12 protein-coding genes are annotated in these 13,928 nt (G+C 68.6%); 2 read left to right on the top strand and 10 right to left on the bottom strand.

Annotation, left to right across the window (positions count from 1 at the left end; translation table 11 throughout):
• Positions 1-7 precede the first annotated feature (7 nt).
• Genes AC1DDO_RS00500 through AC1DDO_RS00460 form a run of 9 tightly spaced genes read right to left on the bottom strand, consistent with a single transcriptional unit; the run spans position 8 to position 9,618 of the window.
• Positions 8-1,135 (bottom strand): XdhC family protein, encoded by a 1,128-nt coding sequence (locus tag AC1DDO_RS00500; protein ID WP_476971178.1) that lies wholly within the window; start codon positions 1,133-1,135, stop codon positions 8-10.
• A gap of 9 nt (positions 1,136-1,144) precedes the next feature.
• Positions 1,145-1,963 carry an SRPBCC family protein gene (locus tag AC1DDO_RS00495; RefSeq protein WP_476971177.1) on the bottom strand — a complete coding sequence of 273 codons (819 nt, stop codon included), beginning with the start codon at positions 1,961-1,963 and terminating at the stop codon, positions 1,145-1,147.
• Complete coding sequence (locus tag AC1DDO_RS00490; RefSeq protein ID WP_476971176.1) at positions 1,953-3,239, bottom strand: vWA domain-containing protein; 1,287 nt, start codon at positions 3,237-3,239, stop codon at positions 1,953-1,955. The genes AC1DDO_RS00495 and AC1DDO_RS00490 overlap by 11 nt, the downstream gene beginning before the upstream one ends.
• A complete protein-coding gene (locus tag AC1DDO_RS00485; RefSeq protein ID WP_441408544.1) occupies positions 3,232-4,155 on the bottom strand; it encodes an AAA family ATPase in 924 nt (307 codons plus the stop codon). Before AC1DDO_RS00485 ends, AC1DDO_RS00490 begins: the two co-directional genes overlap by 8 nt.
• The gene (locus AC1DDO_RS00480; protein ID WP_476971175.1) at positions 4,152-4,829 is read right to left on the bottom strand and encodes a nucleotidyltransferase family protein; all 678 of its coding nucleotides are present in this window, start codon (positions 4,827-4,829) and stop codon (positions 4,152-4,154) included. Before AC1DDO_RS00480 ends, AC1DDO_RS00485 begins: the two co-directional genes overlap by 4 nt.
• Complete coding sequence (locus tag AC1DDO_RS00475; protein WP_476971174.1) at positions 4,813-5,763, bottom strand: XdhC family protein; 951 nt, start codon at positions 5,761-5,763, stop codon at positions 4,813-4,815. Before AC1DDO_RS00475 ends, AC1DDO_RS00480 begins: the two co-directional genes overlap by 17 nt.
• Entirely contained in the window at positions 5,763-8,156 is a 2,394-nt protein-coding gene (locus tag AC1DDO_RS00470; RefSeq protein ID WP_476971173.1) for an aerobic carbon-monoxide dehydrogenase large subunit, read from the bottom strand. The genes AC1DDO_RS00475 and AC1DDO_RS00470 overlap by 1 nt, the downstream gene beginning before the upstream one ends.
• Positions 8,153-8,734, bottom strand: a complete 582-nt coding sequence (locus AC1DDO_RS00465) for a (2Fe-2S)-binding protein (RefSeq protein ID WP_476971172.1) — start codon at positions 8,732-8,734, stop codon at positions 8,153-8,155. Before AC1DDO_RS00465 ends, AC1DDO_RS00470 begins: the two co-directional genes overlap by 4 nt.
• A 5-nt stretch (positions 8,735-8,739) precedes the next feature.
• Positions 8,740-9,618 carry an FAD binding domain-containing protein gene (locus AC1DDO_RS00460; RefSeq protein ID WP_476971171.1) on the bottom strand — a complete coding sequence of 293 codons (879 nt, stop codon included), beginning with the start codon at positions 9,616-9,618 and terminating at the stop codon, positions 8,740-8,742.
• A 131-nt stretch (positions 9,619-9,749) separates the two neighbouring features.
• Here AC1DDO_RS00460 and AC1DDO_RS00455 point away from each other — a divergent pair, with 131 nt between their 5' ends.
• Both AC1DDO_RS00455 and AC1DDO_RS00450 read left to right on the top strand, forming a co-directional pair.
• Positions 9,750-10,751, top strand: a complete 1,002-nt coding sequence (locus AC1DDO_RS00455) for a LysR family transcriptional regulator (protein WP_476971371.1) — start codon at positions 9,750-9,752, stop codon at positions 10,749-10,751.
• Positions 10,752-10,857: 106 nt separating this feature from the next.
• A complete protein-coding gene (locus AC1DDO_RS00450) occupies positions 10,858-11,175 on the top strand; it encodes a DUF6457 domain-containing protein (RefSeq protein WP_441408550.1) in 318 nt (105 codons plus the stop codon).
• 142 nt (positions 11,176-11,317) lie between these two features.
• Here AC1DDO_RS00450 and AC1DDO_RS00445 read toward each other — a convergent pair whose 3' ends face one another.
• On the bottom strand, positions 11,318-13,666 hold the full coding sequence (locus AC1DDO_RS00445) for an FdhF/YdeP family oxidoreductase (RefSeq protein ID WP_476866263.1): 2,349 nt from the start codon (positions 13,664-13,666) through the stop codon (positions 11,318-11,320).
• Positions 13,667-13,928 lie beyond the last annotated feature (262 nt).

Genomic DNA, 13,928 nt, shown 5'->3' with positions numbered 1-13,928 from the left:
TTCGTGCTTACAGCTGCTCGTCATGATGGATCCGTTCGACGAGTTGCCGCAGCGGTTCGCCGCTGCCGCTCCACTGCTGGGCGATGAACTCCGCAGCGATGGAGACGGCCGTTTCCTCCGGCGTGCGGGCGCCCAGATCCAGGCCTACGGGGCTGTGGAGCCTGGACATTTCGTCCTCGCTGAGTCCCGCCTGGCGCAGCCGTGCGATCCTGTCCTCGTGTGTGCGCCGGGATCCCATGGCGCCGATAAAGGCCACGGGACTGCCGCGCAGGGCCACCTCGAGGACGGGGATATCGAATTTCGGGTCGTGGGTGAGGACGCAGAGCACGGACCTGGCGTCCAGCAGGCCCTGGGCGAATTGGTCGCCCAGGTACCGGTGGGGCCACGCGTTGACCACTTCGGCGGCGTCGGGGAACCGCGCGGGCGTGGCGAAAACGGGCCGAGCATCGCAGACGGTGACCCTGTACCCCAGGAACGTACCCAGCCGGGCCAGCGCCGCGGCGAAGTCGATGGCGCCGAAGACGATCATGCGGGGCGGCGGAGCGTAGCTGGTGAAGAAGACGCGCATGCCGGTATCCAGCCGCTCACCGTCAATCCCGTAGGTCAGGATGCCCGTGCGGCCGGCCGCCAGCAGGCCCTGGGTGTCATCGCCGACGGCGCGGTTGGTCCGTTCCGAACCCAGGTCACCTTCGTATCCTTCGGGCCGTACGATCAGGTGCCGCCCCACGCGGGTCGCATCCGGGTGTTCGATGACAGTGGCCACCCCCACCCGGCGCCCGGCGTCGATGTCTTGCGCGACGGCGTCGAGTTCGGCAAAGCGGTGCCGGGAAACCGGTTCGACGAAGATGTCGATGATTCCGCCGCATGTCAGGCCAACCGCGTAGGCGTCGTCGTCGCTGATCCCGTAGCGGACCAGGGCAGGCTCGCCGTCGTCCTTGACCTGGGTGGCCAGCTCGTAGACGGCACCCTCGACGCAGCCGCCGGAGACGGAGCCGACGGCGTCGCCGTCGGCCGTCACCAGCATGGCTGCTCCGGGGAGCCTCGGCGCGGACTTGAATGTGCTCACGACGGTGGCCAGGCCCGCCGTGGCGCCATTGCGCCAGTCCGCCAACAAAGCCGCCAGGACATCGCGCATCGGTGCTCCTTAGAGCCTGCCGCACAGCCGGAGCGTCCGGAATGCCGAGCGCCGGCCGGCCCAGTAGGCGACGCACGCCACGGCGGCGAGGACGCCGAGGACTTTCACCGGGTTGGAGAGCTGGTCTGCCGCGATGCCCTTGGCCAGGGTCAGGGCATCCAGGCTGCCGGCGGGTTCGGCTTCCCTCCGGACCGCCGTTGGGGCCGCCGGGGGGGCAGTGCCTGGACGGGCTGTGCCCGCCGGTTCAATACCGGAAACCACAGCCGCCGCGGGGACCGGTTCCGGGACGGCCGCGGGAAGCTCAGCCTCAGCCTCCGCCGCCGCTGGCTCCGTGACCAGTTCCGTGACCAGTTCCGTGACGGGCTCCGGGGTTGGGGGTGCCGCCTCTGCGAGCATGGCCTGGAGGTTGTCCGCGAAGAGGGACATCATCTGCTCCGTGACGCTTCCGATCACCCCCTTTCCCATGGCCGCTGCCTTTCCTGACAGCGCCAGGTCGGCGCTGACCGTCCCCTGCGTGGCTGCACCGTCTTCGGCCAGCACCAGGGTGACGGTGGCCTCGGCGGTGCCTTGTCCGCGGGTTTCCTGGGCCTTGCCGCCAAGGACGGCACGGTGTTCGTCGGCGTTTCGTTCAATGACTGTCAGCAGGCCCTTGTACTGCATGGTGACCGGGCCCAGCTTCACGCTCATGCCCACCTGGTAGGCGTCCTCCGAGAGCTTGTTGAGGATCTTGGCGCCGGGCAGGCAACCAGCCACCTTTTCAAAGTCCATCAGCGTCTCCCACACCCGGCCTATCGGTGCGACCAGCGAAAACGTCGTGTCAATTTGCATGGGTTGGTTCCTTGCCTCTCGCTCGTCGTTGTCCAGTGGCTGCCGTTGGGCCGTCGCCGCGGATGGCGGCCGCCATCTCCGCCAGGGCCGTATAGCTGTGGCCGCTGACGAAGGCGTCGCAATAGGGCAGTGCTGCTGCCATGCCGCCCACGAGGGGCTGGTACCGCGGAGCGGCCTTGCGCGGATTCACCCAGACGATCCTGTGCGCGAGCCGGCGCAGGCGGACCATCTGCGCTGCGACCTGGTCAGGATCCTCGTAGGCCCAGCCGTCCGAAAACACCACCACCACCGCGCCCCGCGCCAGACCGCGGCGGCCGTGCTCGTCGACGAAGCGCCGGAGGCATTCGGCAATCCGGGTTCCGCTGGCCCAGTCCGGCGCGGAGGCAGCGGCCCCGGCCAGCGCCTGGTCCGGATCGCGCAGGGCGAGTTGCCGCGTAAGCCTGGTCAGCCGCGTGGCGAAGACGAAGGCCTCGGCCCCGGCGCCGGTCACCGCGCCCTGCAGCAGGGACACAAAGACGCGCGAGTAGGGTTCCATCGATCCGGACACGTCGCACAGCAGCACCAGTTTGCGGCGCTGTTTGCGACGGCGGGCATACAGCAGCAGCGGCGCGTCTGTTCCGGAACGCCGGGCGGCCCGCACCGTCGCCCGGACGTCCAGGCTCGCCGTGCTGTGTGCGGACGTTCGGGTGCGGCGGCTCAGGCGGAGCGGGGTGGCCAGCTGCAGCGCCGCTGCCAGCCGACGCACATCCGTGACTTCGTCGGCGGACAGCTCGGCAAAGGAGGTCTCATGCAGGTGTTCGTCCGGGGAAACCATGGCCAGGACGGCCTCCCCGCCAGTTCGGGTGGCCTCCGACGCGCTGTCCCGGTCCGGGGAGGCCACCCGCGGCTCCTGCTGCTGGCCGGGGACCGTGTCCACCGGCCGCATGTCCGGCGCTGCGGGCCTGCTCGACGCGCCCGGAATGGGCGGCCTCGGCTCTGCCGGGCGGCCCGTGCTGAGCGGCCGCGCGGTGGCGGCCTTCCCGCGGAAAACGGCTGCGAAGACGGCATCAAAGACGGGCAGCTGTTCCCGGGCGGACACGAGCACAACGCGGCACGTCCAGTAGAGCTGCTCACGGTCGGTCGGCGGGATCAGGTGGAGGGCCTCGGCCAGCCGGGCCGCCCGGTCCGGCGACGTCGAAAGACCGGCCCTCCGGATTGCCGTGACCAACGCGGCGGACAAGGCGGCTGCCTCGACCCGCGGCGGCCGGTCGGCCCCGGCCCTGTAGTTCTCACCCATCAGTGCCCTCCACCACCCAGGCCGCCCCCCGGGTGCCGACGAGCTCCAGGTCATCGCGGTTCTTGATGACCGAGCCCCACGTCCGTTCGGCCGTGCCGGCGTCGATCCGTTCCACCCCCAGCACGGCCAGGGCAGAGACCCAGTCGATGGCCTCGGAAATGCCCGGCGGCTTGGCCAGGTCCAGGGTCCGCAGCCGGGTGATGACGGCCGCGGCCTGCAGGGCCAACGGGCCGCTGCTGGCAGGCACCCGGCGGCGCACGATCTCCGCGATCCGGGCTGGCCCCGGGTAGTCGATCCAGTGGTAGAGGCAGCGGCGGGTCAACGCGTCGTGAAGGTCCCGCGTCCGGTTGGAGGTCAGGATCACAATCGGGGGATGGGTGGCGCGTATAGTGCCGAGCTCGGGGATGGTGACCGCGGATTCGGCAAGGAGCTCAAACGTGAAGGCCTCGAATTCGGCGTCGGCGCGGTCGATCTCGTCCAGCAGCAGCACGGCAGGCCGCGGGCCGGGATGCTCAAGCGCCTGCAGGAGCGGCCGCCGCAGAAGGTACTGGGGGGCGAAGAGGTCGGTCTCCGTGACCTCCGCGTCGCGGACTTCAGCCAGCCGGATGCCAAGCAGTTGGCGCTGGTGGTTCCACTCATAGAGCGCCTCGCCGGCGTCGATTCCCTCGTAGCACTGCAGCCGGTACAGCGGGGTGTCCAGGAGCCCGGCCAGGGCCTTCGCGGCCTCTGTTTTCCCGACTCCGGCCTCACCTTCGAGCAGGATGGGCTGCGGCAGGCGGACCGCCAGGAACAGCGCCGTCGCCAACCCGACGTCGGCCAGGTAGTTCGTGCGGTCCAGCGCGGCCATGAGTGACCCGACATCCGGGACCCGGCGCAGCACGTCCTGTTCCGCTCCGGCCCGCGCCGCGGTACTCATATGGCCCCCTGCAGCCCGTCGAGGAGGCGCCTGTAATCGTCCTCCGTGTCCACGTCCCGGGGGACGGGGCCGGACGTGCGGACCTCGACGACGTCGTCCGTCCGCTGTTCGAGGAGCTTCCACACGGCTTTATCCCCGCGCAGGCCGGCCAGGTCCGGAAGCAGGCGCCGGGCAAACGCCAGCGGATGGCCGACGCCGTCGTCGTAGCGGCACACCGCGATGCCGGCCGGCATGCCGGGGACAGGCACGCCACCGGCAGACGGGGTGCCTGAACCTGGCTGCCGGAGGGCGCCAAGCACGGCCCGGACACTCGCTGCCCGGACGCCGGGCTGATCGCCGAGCAGCAGGACTACGGCATCGGTATCGGGATGCACGGCGGCGAGCGCTGTGGCGATGGAGGACGCGCACCCGTCGCCGTAGTCCGGGTTGAGCACCACATCGCAGCCGCCGGTGTCCACCATGCGCGAAACTTCGGCCGCCGATCCGCCCAGGGCCAGCACTGTCTGGCTGAAGGCGCAGTCCCGCGCGGTCGCCAGGACGGCGTCGAGCAGGACTCCCGGACCGTAGGGCAGGAGCTGCTTGGGTCGGCCCAGGCGCCGGGAGGCTCCCGCAGCCAGGATGATCCCTGCGGTCCGGAGTGAGGTGCCCCCCACCGGTTCAGCTCGCGACGGCATAGCGCTCCGGATCCTTGCCGAAAGCGGCCCGGCAGCCGGGGGAGCAGAAGTAGAACGTGGCGCCGTCGTGGAGCAGATGCAGGGACGACTCCAGGGCCGGGACGGACATGCCGCACACAGGGTCGACCGCGCTCGCCGGCCCTGGTTCCGAGGCCGTTGCCGCGGCTGCGGCAATAGTTGCGTGCGGCGCAGGGGGCGGACCAGCGCGCCGCGCCTTGGACCGTTCCCCCACCAGCTGGGCCAGGATGGACAGCGCGATTTCCCCGGGCGTCCGGGCGCCGAGCTGCAGCCCGGCCGGCGTGAAGACCCGCCGCCGCGCCGCGTCGTCGACGTCGAGGGACTCCAGGACGGCCGCGCCCCGGGTTCCACTGGCCACGAGGGCAACGTAGGGGACACCCGCGCGCAGGCCGGCTTCCAGAGCACTCTCCTCTGCCTTTCCGTGCGAGGCGACAATCAATGCAGCGTCATCGCCGCGGGGGTCGGCGCCCACGCCGTCCGTGAGTTCGACTTCCAGGCCGACGCCCGAGCCGAGCGTCGCCAGGGCCTGGGCCACCGGCGTCGTGCCCACCACCAGGACCCGGGGCGCCGGGATCCGCGGCTGGAGGAAAATCTCGATCGCCCCGCCGCTGAGGCAGGGGTTGGTGACCTCGACAGCGCCTTCCTCGACCATGCGGGACGGTTCGCCGGGCAGCACCCGCAGCAGGAGCGGTTCCTGGGAAGCCAGCACCTGCAGGCTGTACTCCCGCACCGAGGCCTCCACACAGTTCCCGCCCACGAAACCCTGGATCTCCCCGGAGGGCAGCACCAGGGCAGTGTCTCCGGCATGGGCGCTCGTGGGACGCTGGGCGCGGACCACCGTGGCGTGGACGAACGGCTCGCGGCGGCTGGTGAGTTCATCCGCCCGGGCGGCCAGGGATACTGCTGGTGTGGTCATCAGATCGGCGGCCTGGCGTTGCCCTGCATGGCGGCCCAGACGCGGGCGGGCGTGCACGGCATGTCCATATGCGTGACGCCGAAAGGCGCCAAGGCGTCGACGACGGCGTTGACGATCGCCGGCGGTGAGCCGACTGTCGCGGACTCGCCGATGCCCTTCGCCCCGATCGGGTGGTGCGGGGACGGGGTGACGGTGAATCCGGTCTCCCAGTCCGGCACCTCCATGGCCGTGGGGATCAGGTAGTCCATGAAGGACCCGCCCAGGTTGTTGCCGGCCTCGTCGAACTCGATGATCTCCATCAGGGCCATGCCGACGCCGTCCGTCAGACCGCCGTGCACCTGGCCTTCGATGATCATAGGGTTGATCCGGGTGCCGCAGTCATCCACAGCGATGAAGCGCCGCACCTTGACCTGCCCCGTGCCGGAGTCGACGTCCACGACGCAGATGTAGGCCCCGAACGGGAAGGTGAGGTTGGGCGGGTCGTACGTGACTTCGGCGTCCAGGTTTCCGTCCACGCCCTCGGGCAGGGCAACGGTGCCGTGGGCGCCCATGGCGATCTCGGCGATGGTCTTGCCGACGCTGGGGTCGCCCTTGACGAACCAGCGGCCCTTTTCCCACTCGAGGTCCTCGGGGCGGGTCTCGAGCATGGCCCCGGCTATCAGTTTCGCCTTCTCGCGCACCTTACGTGCAACAAGGGCCACGGCACCGCCGCTGACCGGCGTCGACCGGCTGCCGTACGTGCCCAGGCCGAAGGGGGTCTGGTCGGTGTCCCCGTGCACCACCTCGATGTCTTCCGGCGGGATGCCGAGTTCCTCTGCCACGATCTGGGCGAAGGTGGTCTCGTGGCCCTGGCCCTGGCTCTGCACCGAGATGCGGACCACGGCCTTGCCGGTGGGGTGGATGCGCAGCTCGGCGCCGTCGGCCATGCCCAGGCCCACAATGTCGAAGTGTTTCCGCGGGCCGGCTCCCACGACCTCCGTGAAGAAAGCCACGCCGATGCCCATGAGTTCCCCGCGTTCGCGCTTTTCGGCCTGCTCGCGGCGGAGGTCCTCGTACCCGGCCAGTTGCATCGAGAGCCGCATGGCGGCCTCGTAGTCGCCCGAGTCGTAGACCCAGCCGGTCTTGTTGGCATAGGGGAACTGCTCCGGCTTGATGAAGTTCTTCAGCCGCAGCTCCGCTGGATCCATATCCAGCTTGCGGGCCAGGACGTCCACCATCCGCTCCACGAGGTAGACGGCCTCGGTGACGCGGAAGGAGCACGCGTAGGCCACGCCGCCGGGCGCCTTGTTGGTGTAAACGCCAGTGACGGAGCAGTGGGCGGCTTTGAGGTCGTAGCTGCCGGTGAAGATGGAGAAGAATCCGGCCGGGTTCTTGGTGGGCTGGGCGGTGGCGTTGAACGCGCCGTGGTCGGCCAGCACGTGGGTGCGCAGGGCAAGGATTTTGCCGTCCTTGGTCGCCGCGATTTCGCCCTGCATGATGTAGTCCCGGGCGAACGAGGTCGACATGAGGTTCTCGGAGCGGTCCTCCACCCATTTGACCGGGCGGCCGGAGACGATCGAGCCGACGACGGCGAGGATGTAGCCGGGATAGATTCCGACCTTGTTGCCGAAGCCGCCGCCGATATCAGGGGAGACGATCCGGATCTTGTGCTCGGGGATGCCGGCCACGATCGCGAACAGGGTCCGGTGCGCGTGCGGGGCCTGGGTGGTCTCGTAGAGGGTCAGCTTGCCGCTGACTGCGTCGAAATCCGCGACGGCGCCGCATGTCTCCATCGGTGCGGGGTGGACCCGCGGATACACCACCTCCTGGCTGACCACAACGTCCGCGGAGGCGAACACCGCATCGGTCTCGGCCTTGTCACCGATCTCCCAGTCGAAGATCCGGTTGTCCGTCCGGCCCTCGATCTCGTCCCGGATCACCGGGGCGTCGGCATCGAGCGCCTTGCGGGCGTCCACCAGCGGAGGAAGCACATCGTATTCGACGTCGATCAGCTCCAGGGCATCCCGGGCCGCGTAACGGTCCTCGGCCACCACGAACGCGACTTCCTGCCCCTGGAACCGGACTTTGTCCGTGACCAGCACGGCCTGGACGTCGGCGGAGAGCGTCGGTGCCCACGCGAGTTTCAGGCCCAGGAGGTCCTTGCCGGTGATGACTGCCACCACTTTCGGATGCGCCAGGGCGTTGGTGGTATCGATGGACACGAGCCGGGCGTGCGCCACCGGAGCACGCAGGATGGCGCCGTGCAGCATCCCGGGCAGCACGATGTCATCCAGGTAGTTGCCCTGGCCGCGCACAAAGCGGGGGTCTTCCTTCCGCTGGATACGGCCATAGCCGATCGGGCGGTCCTCGTCGCCGGCAGCCGGGTTTGACGGCCGGTCATGGATGACGGTCATGCCTTTACCTCCGCGTCTGTTTCCGCTGTCTCTGTGGTGACATCCGGGACGGCCGTATCGGTGCCGTCCAGGCCGGTGCCGGCAGAATGGGCGGAGGCCGGTGCCTCGTCCAGGCCGCCAGCAGGATGGGCGGCGGCCCACTGCACCGACCGGACGATCGTGGCGTAACCCGTACACCGGCAGATCTGCCCGGATATCGCCTGCCGGATCTCGGCGTCGTCCGGGTGTGGGTTCTTGTCCAAGAGCGCGCGGGCCGTGAGCATCATCCCCGGGGTGCAGAAACCGCACTGAAGCCCGTGCTCCTCCATGAAGCCTTGCTGGACGGGGTCGAGGGTGCCGCCGGCGGCCAGGCCCTCGACCGTGCGGATGTCGTGCCCCGCGGCCATGGCGGCCAGGACGGTGCAAGACTTCACGGGCTGGCCGTCCATCAGGACCACACACGTCCCGCAGTTGCTGGTGTCGCATCCCCAGTGCGTACCGGTGAGGCCCAGGACCTCACGGATGTAGTGGACCAGGAGTACCCGGGGCTCGATCTCGCTCGTGACGTCGGTGCCGTTAACGGTCATGCTGATCTGCATCGGCTTCAGCCTTCCTGCATCTGGGCGGCGCGGGCACAGGCCCGCCGCAGCACCCTTCGGGTGAGCTCATCGGCGAGGTGCCGTTTGTAGTCGACCGGGCCGCGCTGGTCCGCTACCGGGTCGCAGGCCGCCGAGGCCAGCCTCCCGGTCTCGGCGAACAGCTCCTCGGCAGGACGCTTGCCGCGGAGCAGGGCGGCGGCCTCGGCCAGTGGGTGGTCGAGGCCCAGCGCCGTCAGCCCGACGGCGGCGTCGTCAATGGTTCCGTCCGCGGCGAGGGAGACGGCGGCGCCGGCGGCCCCGACTGCCCAGTCCCCGACCCGGCGCTCGACCTTTTCATAGGCGCTGCCTGTGCGGGGTCGGATGCCGAACCTGAGTTCGCACAGGAGCTCATCCTGCCCCACAGCAGTCTCGTACGGTCCGCGGTGGAACTCGGCCATGGACAGGATCCGCTCTCCGCGTGGCCCGCGGATCACGGCCTCGGCGCCCAGGACATCACACACGGTGGAGAGGTCTTCGGCGGGGTCAGCCTGGCAGAGCGAGCCGCCAATGGTGCCGCGGTTGCGCACCACGGGGTCGGCGATCACCAGCTCGGCGTCCCGCACAATGGGGAACAGGCCGGCGACCTCGTCTGATTCCAGCAAGGTGGTGTGGCGGGTCATGGCACCGATGCGCAGCTTGTTGCCGTCCCGGAGGATGAAGTCCAGCTCGTAGAGGTCATTGATGTCGATCAGCCACTCGGGCCGGGACAGGCGCAGCTTCATCATCGGCAAGAGGCTGTGGCCGCCGGCCACCACCCGGGATTCCGGGCCGTACCGGGCCAGGAGCTCCAAGGCGTTGTCCACAGTAGTGGCGCGTACGTAGTCAAATGGAGCCGGAATCTGCATAGTCCCTACCTCACTCCGATTGGCCGGCGGCGTGATGGTGCGGCTGCATGGCGCCGGATTGAGGTCAGTCTTGCCCCGGCCCGACGACACTGTCAATATCGTGATAAGCGAAAGGTTATGAAGCCGTGGCGATGACATTGGGACAGTTGCGGACGTTCGCCCTGGTGGCCAAGCTGGGCTCTCTGCACGCGGCCGCAGCCCACCTCGGAGTCAGCGAACCGGCCGTTTCGACGGCCCTGGCCGCGCTCAGGCAGGATCTGGGAGACCCGCTCTTTGTGCGGGCCCACGGCGGGATAGCGCTGACCCCAGGCGGACGGGCTCTCGCCGAACATGCCCAGGACATCGTGGGGCTGGCGGACCAGGCCCGCTGGGAGGTGGCACACGCCCAGACCGAGACCGGGCGCCTGAAGATCGTGGCGACGGCGCCGTTTGCCGAGCACGCCGCCGGGCGCCTGCTGGACCTCTTCACCCGGCGAGTTCCCGGCGCCTCCGTCGATGTGGTGGTGGAAGAGGCGGAGGATGTTGCATCGCTGCTGCTGGAGCGCGTCTATGACATCGCTTTGGGCGCCCGGCCCGCCGCCAACAGCGCCCTTCCCAACGGTTCGCTTCCCAACGTTACCGGCGACGTCGGCCTCGACTCCGTTCCGTTCCTGCGGTACCAGCGGATCGTCGTGGCGTCGGCCAGTCATCCCCTCGCATCGCTCCACGGACCCGTGGCGCTCGCCGAACTGCTACGCAGGCCGTGGTTCGCTGGTGCCGCAGGCATCCAGGCGGCGAGCGAGGAGGGCCGATGGCTGGCTTCCCAGGCAGTAGCTCCGGAGATCATTCGGCTCAGCAGCGAAACCGAGGCGCTCGCCGCCGTCCGGGCGGGCGAGGGAACCATGCTGGCGCTGGGCCATATAGTCCGGGCCGAAATCCGCAGCGGCGCCCTGGTCCGTGTCCCGGTGGCCGGAACGCCGATCTCCGGCCTCTGGTGGGCCAGTACCCTGGACCGCCGCCGTGCCACCACCATAGCACGGACCCTGCAAAGGTTTGCCGGCACCGCGGACGCCACCGCGGCCATGGTTGCTCCCGGCGGTTCACGGGGATTGGAACGGCGCGGGTCCAAGTTCCACGTGGCGCTCTGGAGCTGAGGCGCCTGGGGCGGTTTATCGTTGCGCGACGCCGGAGCGGATGCTACCCCTTGAAGGTCAGACGATCCGCACCCCGAGAGTTCGAACCCCGTGAGAAGGAGTAGCCATGACGTTGTCCCGAGACGAAGACAGTTCGCTGCGGCATTGGAGCAGCCGGCTCATCCAGGCCCTGCAGATCCTCGACCTCGACGTCGACCACGAGAAGATCGTCCAGGTCGCGGACGAGTCCGTCAAGGCTGTGGGGCCCCACGCGGATGCCATCAGCGCATTCATTGTGGGCTACGCGGCGGGAACTGCCTCCACCAAGGGCCGCCACGGCTCCAAGGAAGCCGCCCACGCCGCGTCCAACAAAGTCATTGAACTCTGCGAACACGGCGAGTCCGGCGGCCCGGACGAGGAAGGCTGGGCCAAGAGGGCACAGTGAGACAGGTCACACACCACCGGACATGCTCATTGGTGGGGCTCAGGGATGGGCCTGGTGGTGTTATGTCCAGTGGCCGTGGCCGGGGCGGGGCATGTTCCCCTGGCCCCGGCTGCGCCCGGCCCCGGCCTGCGCGGACATTCGGCTAGGGCGAGGCCGCCCCGGCCGAGGCTGTCGCCGCGCCCTCTGGTGTCTGGTCCAGGCTCGGTTCGAACCGGACGATCACCGCCTTCGACACCGGCGTGTTGCTGCCCTCGGCCGTGTGGTTCAGCGGCACCAGCACGTTGGCCTCGGGGTAGTAGGCGGCGGCGCAGCCGCGCGCCGTCGGGTACGACACCACACGGAACTTGCGCACCACGCGTTCCTCGCCGTCGTCGTACACGCCGCGGATGTCCACGAACTGCCCGTCGGCGAGGCCGAGTTCGGCGATGTCGTCAGGGTTCACGAACACCACATGGCGGCCTTTCTTGATACCCCGGTAGCGGTCGTTGTGCGAGTAGATGGTGGTGTTGAACTGGTCGTGGGAGCGCATGCTCTGCAGGATCAGGGTGCCCTGCGGCCGGTCGATAAGTTCGAGGTCGTTGACCGTCAGCACGGCCTTGCCCGTGGGCGTCGGGAAGGTGCGGGAATCGCGGGGACCGTGCGCGAGGACAAACCCGCCTTCCTGCCGGATCCGCTGGTTGTAGTCCTTGCAGCCGCCCACGACCCGCGAAATGTGGTCGCGGATCAGGTCGTAGTTCTTCTCATAGCCGTCCCAGTCGGCCCTGATTTTGTCGCCCACCAGGAGTTTGCCCAGCCGGCTGACGATGGCCGGCTCTGAGAGCAGATGGTGGGACACCGGTTCAACGCTGCCCCAGGAGGGGTGCACGGCGCAGACTGTATCTTCCACGGAGACGAACTGGGGTCCGGATTCCTGGATGTCGATCTCGGTCCGGCCCATCGTGGGGAGGATCAGCGCCTCACGGCCCGTTACGGTGTGCGAGCGGTTCAGTTTCGTGGAGATCTGGACCGACATCTCTGTGTTGTCCATGGCCGCCATGGCGGCATTCGTGTCCGAGATGGCTCCCACCAGGTTGCCGCCCAGGGCAAGGAAAACCTTGATCTCGCCGGTGCGCATCTTGTTGATGGTTTCGACGGCGTCCGTGCCGTGTTCCCGCGGCGGCTCGAAGTCGAACTCCTTGCCGAGGGCCTCCATGAAGGATTGCGGCATCTGCTCCCAGATGCCCATGGTGCGGTCGCCCTGCACGTTACTGTGCCCGCGGATGGGGGAGGCGCCGGCGCCCCGCTTGCCGATATTGCCGCGCAGCAGGAGGAGGTTGATGATCTCCTTGATCGTGGCAACACCCTTCTTCTGCTGGGTGATGCCCATGGCCCAGGTGATGATGACTTTCTCGGCCTTGAGGTACCGGGCAGCGAGTTCGTCGATGTCCTCGCTGCGCAGACCTGTGGCCTCGAGCACGGTTCCCTCATCCAGTCGGGCCAGGTGCTCTTTGAGCTCCTCGAGTCCCTCGCAGTGTTCGGCCAGGAACGCGTGGTCCAGGACCGTTCCGGGGTTCTTGGCCTCGGCGTCGAGGACGCGCTTGGACACTGCCTGCAGCAACGCCATGTCGCCTCCGATCCTGATCTGGAGGAACTGGTCCGCGATCTGGGTGCCATGGCCGATCACGCCCTTGACCTCCTGCGGGTTCTTATAGCGCCGCAGGCCGGCCTCGGGAAGGGGGTTGACGGCCACGATCTCGCCGCCGCGGTTTTTGCACGCCTCGAGTTCGGTCATCATCCGGGGGTGGTTGGTGCCCGGGTTCTGGCCCATGACGATGATCAGGTCGGCTTCGGCGTAGTCGTCAAAGCTGACTGTGGCCTTGCCGATGCCGATGGTCTGGCCCATGGCCCAGCCTGAGGATTCGTGGCACATATTGGAGCAGTCCGGCAGGTTGTTCGTGCCGTAGCCGCGGACCAGCAGTTGGTAGAGGAAAGCCGCCTCGTTCGACGTCCGTCCGCTCGTGTAGAACGCCGCCTGGTCGGGGGAGTCCAGCCCCTTGAGTTTGTCGGCCACGAGCCGGAGCGCTTCGTCCCAGCTGACCGCCCTGTAGTGGTCCTCGCCGGCGGGCTTGTAAACCGGTTCCGTCAGCCGGCCCTGCATGCCAAGCCAGTACTCGGACCGGCTCCGCAGCTCGCTGACGGAATTCTCGGCCCAGAAACTCTCGGGGACCACCACCGGCGTGGCCTCCCAGGTCACGGCCTTGGCCCCGTTCTCGCAGAATTCGAAGGCCTTGCGGTGGTGCGGATCCGGCCACGCGCAGCTCGGGCAGTCGAAGCCGTCCTTCTGATTCATGGCCATGACGGTTTTGCGGGTCCGGTTCAGCCCCATCTGCTCGATGGCCGGCTTCATGGAGTGGTACACGCCCGGGACACCGGCGGCCCAGCTCTTCGGCCCGTCCCCGACAACCAGTTCTTTCTCGGACGGTTCCTCGATCTGAGGGGTCTTGCGAGTCACGTGAACTTCCCTTCTGCAACTACCGTCGGGTTTGGACGGCGCGCTGATCTGCCACTCTGCAGCTTACTGTCAGGCCTATCAGCTTGATCGGAGCGCCGCAAGCAACCGGCCCGGAGCCGCGCCTTTGCACGGCCCGCCACCGTCGGATACGCCCTTATACAGGCCCCGCCTTGGGGCAAGCTGAGAACCTGCTGAAGAACAGCCGCAGGTAGCAGCGGCCAAATATTCGGGTCCTCGAGGGGTAGCCGTTACCCGTCTGTAA

This window comes from Arthrobacter sp. 10N43 (assembly GCF_056394525.1).
This window is presented reverse-complemented; position numbering and strand designations above follow the sequence as displayed.